This is a genomic window from Clostridium sp. (assembly GCF_016650095.1).
Lineage (GTDB): Bacteria > Bacillota > Clostridia > Clostridiales > Clostridiaceae > Clostridium_AD.
In genome coordinates, this window is the sequence record NZ_JAENWL010000368.1 from 1 (window position 1) to 3,743 (window position 3,743).

At 31.7% G+C, this 3,743-nt stretch carries 4 protein-coding genes; all 4 read right to left on the reverse strand.

Going from position 1 to position 3,743, the window contains the following annotated elements; genetic code table 11:
* Positions 1–199: 199 nt before the first annotated feature.
* Complete coding sequence (locus JJE11_RS16390; RefSeq protein ID WP_291637552.1) at positions 200–817, reverse strand: DnaJ domain-containing protein; 618 nt, start codon at positions 815–817, stop codon at positions 200–202.
* Positions 817–1,635, reverse strand: a complete 819-nt coding sequence (locus JJE11_RS16395; protein WP_291637554.1) for a DUF5685 family protein — start codon at positions 1,633–1,635, stop codon at positions 817–819. The genes JJE11_RS16390 and JJE11_RS16395 overlap by 1 nt, the downstream gene beginning before the upstream one ends.
* A 304-nt stretch (positions 1,636–1,939) precedes the next feature.
* The gene (locus JJE11_RS16400; protein ID WP_291637556.1) at positions 1,940–3,256 is read right to left on the reverse strand and encodes a YjiH family protein; all 1,317 of its coding nucleotides are present in this window, start codon (positions 3,254–3,256) and stop codon (positions 1,940–1,942) included.
* Between the two features lie 175 nt (positions 3,257–3,431).
* Positions 3,432–3,743: methyltransferase domain-containing protein (locus tag JJE11_RS16405; protein WP_291637558.1), on the reverse strand; the 312-nt coding region annotated here is incomplete at its 5' end.

A 3,743-nucleotide genomic window follows, 5' to 3' on the forward strand; every position in this document is an offset into this window, starting at 1 on the left:
ACAATCAAAATCAGAACAGCTGTCATCAAACTACTAATAATTCTAGAATTAATAAAAGAATTAGCAATTATCAAAGTAAAATATGTCACCATTAAAGCGATATATAATTGATCTGCACCATATCTACCATACATAAAATGCGCCAACTTATTTTTAATATTTCTCATTTTACTCTCACTCCTCTTTAATACGTTCTACATTAGCAACCAAAGAACATTTTTGCAAGACAAATACCGCAACATAGCTTGTCTAATCCGCTTATGGGAATACCAAATCCTTGGCTTTGCTGCTGATACACACGACCACTACTTTGTATTTGACTTAATATTCTTTGATATTCGATATTATTCGGTTCCATTTGCACTGCTGTTTTCGCATGATTTAATGTTGTAATAGTATTACCTAAACTTGAATTTACAATTGCACTATAGTAGTACCACTTTGCATTCCTGCTCTTGATATCGGTCAGCACATTTAGTGCTTCATTAAAATATCCTGCATTCAAATAGCTAGTAACCGAATCAAATTCGGAATATTCATGTCGTGGGTTTTGACCAGCATTGAAAGAACCAAAGCCTTCAAAAGGGTTGAAGTCTCGAAATGGGTCCTCTCCTGAAGCGTTACTGCTTTGGGTAGTTTTGCCTCTTTTTATCTGTTCGTAAGCAGAATTAATTTCACTCATTTTCTTTGAGGCATCGGCCCTTCCTTGATTCAAATCTGGATGGTATTTTTTCGCTAGTTTACGATAAGCTTTAGTGATTTCTTCCTTCGAATCAGTTGAAGAAACACCAAGCACTTCATAAGGATCAGATAACATTATTGGTGTACCTCCTTTTTCTTGTTTTTTTCTGCTTCATACTTTGTCCAAACACCTGAATAAAGGATATTTTCAATCAGTTCTTTATCTTGATTAATTGGTAGTTGCTTATAATTTTCAATGCAGTCAGCCATAAGTAGATTCAAAATATCACGGAAATTTTCGGATGATGACGTAATCAACGGATTATAGCGCTCATTTTTTATATCAGATTTTAAATCCATACAAGCATCCATTATATAAATAAATTTGCCTAGCGATGCTCCAAAGGTTCGTAATTTTTCCTCATATTTATCTTCCCTAAAAATGAAAATTTCTCCCATTAGTTTTCCAAAGCAATTTGCAGGAATATCTGGATTTAATTCTCCTGATTTTTCAATTTCAGAAAGCTCAGAAAGACACTTGCTAATTGCAGTACATTGATTTGGATATTGTGCTGCAATGCGATTATATTCTTTTTCAAACAGTTTTGATTCCAACAGTGACAGTATATTTCTATCATCTGCCCAATCGTCAAGAAATTTGTAATAGGCGAGTACTACATTCATGTCAGCGGCATAATTAAAGATTTCATTCTGTGAGTATTCATGTGTCTTTAAAGGATGAATGATGCACCTCTCAGTTTGTATTTCGATCTCAATTTTATAAAGTGCAGAAAGAAACAAGACAAGAAAAGTCATGTCGTAAGTAAGGGTTAAACGGCTTAGTATTCCGTGACGTGTTCCTAGTGTCTTACATAAACCACAATAACATGCCTTATAGTACGTTTTTTCTTCCATCGCTAACTTATCTAGATTTACCACTACATAGCCAAACATAATATTCACCTGCCTTTTTATAAAATTTTCTTTTATGTCTTTATGCGCAAGTATATATCATCTGTACAAATTATACAGCATATTATTATAAATGCCCACCGTATTTTAAATCATTCTAATGTCTAAAGTGAAAATTTCATCAACATGTTTATCAAATTTTTTCGCGAGTTTCATAGAAAGTTCAAGTGTGGGGTCATATTACATTTTTCAAAAAAAAACTAGCAGATAAATTATATCCGCTAGTACTTTATTACTAAGGTACATTAACTATTTATTTTTCAATAATAATCTCAAGTTAACTTATTTATAATATTAGATAAGCAATAGGTATAGTTATAATTAATGTGAGTACTGTCCTTTCAAACCAAATTACAATTATCTCAGGTACACTTATTGGTATATCAGTTGATAATATGCATGGTATTGATGCAGAGAAAAACAATATTGATGAAATTGATACTACAGCAACTACAAATTTTGTTACAAGAGGAGCACCAACAACTAATAATGCAGGTAAAAACATTTCAGCTATACCTACAGCACATGCTTTTGATGCAAGCAATGGTTCTGGCAATTTAAACAATAAAGTTATTGGGTAAAAAACATACCCTATTATATTAAACACAGGGGTATATTTTGCAAGAATTAAACCTATTAATCCCACAGACATTATTGATGGTAATATCCCCATTGCCATAATAAATCCATCTTTTAAATTTTCAATAATATTCTTTCCTAATGGAACTGAATTTTGGGCCCCCTCGAGTCCTGCTTCCCACGCATTTTTAAATATATTTCCTTTTTTAGATATTTCCGGATTGCCCTTTTGATTATTGTAATAATCATCAGGCTTTTTGCTTAGAGGTCTTATTCTTACAGTAATAGCTGTAACTATAAATGTAATCACTAAAGTTGCTAAGAAATATTTAGTCCATAAATCCATCATTCCGAGTGTTTTTGCAACTACAATCATGAAAGTTGCAGATACAGTTGAAAATCCTGTAGCAATTATTGAAGCTTCTTTAATTGTATATTTCCCCTCTTTATATACCCTGTTCGTAATTAAAAGTCCGATAGAATAACTTCCCACAAAAGAGGCTACTGCATCAACAGCAGAACGTCCCGGTGTTTTCCATATTGGCCCCATAACAGGTTTCATTAGAACACCTATAAATTCCATCATTCCATAACCAACTAAAAATGCTAAAAATACTGAACCTACAGGAACAATTATTCCTACTGAAATAACTAATGTATCAAATAAAAATGGAACCATATCTTCTTCAAATAGAAAGCTTGGTCCAATCTTAAAGAAGGCCATGAATCCTATTAATATACCTAATAATTTAAGTAATGAAAATACTAATGTTACCTTATTTTTATTCCATGTCTTTTTGTAGAAAGGATACAATCCACCTAAAATAATAACCACTAATCCATAAAATCCAGCACCACTTGAAGATAATCCTTTTAGTGCTGTAACTAAATGGTCTATGGGTATAGTGGTCTTACCATTTATAGTTATTGATATAAAAAACATAAATATTCCAATGACACTATAACCTAAAAATTTAAATACATTGACCCCGCTATTAACGTTTACTTTATCTGAATTTTTCATAACTTACCTCACTTTCCTTTTTATCCTTATTATAAAAATGTAGTTGCAACATTAACCTTATTTCCTATAATTCTACAAATATAACTAAAAACCTTTATAAGTTCAATTGCTTTCTAAAAAACAGCATAAAAAAACCACCTGGGTAAAAATCATCTTACCCAGGCAGTATATTGTACTATTTAACTCCTATGCCTTTAATAAATATAATAACGCCTTTTCCAAACTGTTCAAAACTTTCAACTCTAAATTTCGCTTTTTTTATAAGACTATATGTATCTCTGTTTAAATTGCACTTTCCTATACACTTCCATGTACCATTAAGAGAATTCACTAAATTCTTAGAAAGTTTTTCTTCAGGTAGAACATGCTCAATAAAATACATTTTGCCACCTGGCTTTAATACCCTATATACTTCACTAAGAGCCTTTTCGGGATTGTCAACGGAGCAATAAATTAAGGTTGAAACTACACTATCAAAAATCTCGTC

Bases quoted from the DNA above. Each gene is read 5' to 3' on its own strand.
- JJE11_RS16390 (WP_291637552.1), bottom strand. From the start codon at position 817: ATGTTATCTGATCCTTATGAAGTGCTTGGTGTTTCTTCAACTGATTCG.
- JJE11_RS16395 (WP_291637554.1), bottom strand. From the start codon at position 1,635: ATGTTTGGCTATGTAGTGGTAAATCTAGATAAGTTAGCGATGGAAGAA.
- JJE11_RS16400 (WP_291637556.1), bottom strand. From the start codon at position 3,256: ATGAAAAATTCAGATAAAGTAAACGTTAATAGCGGGGTCAATGTATTT.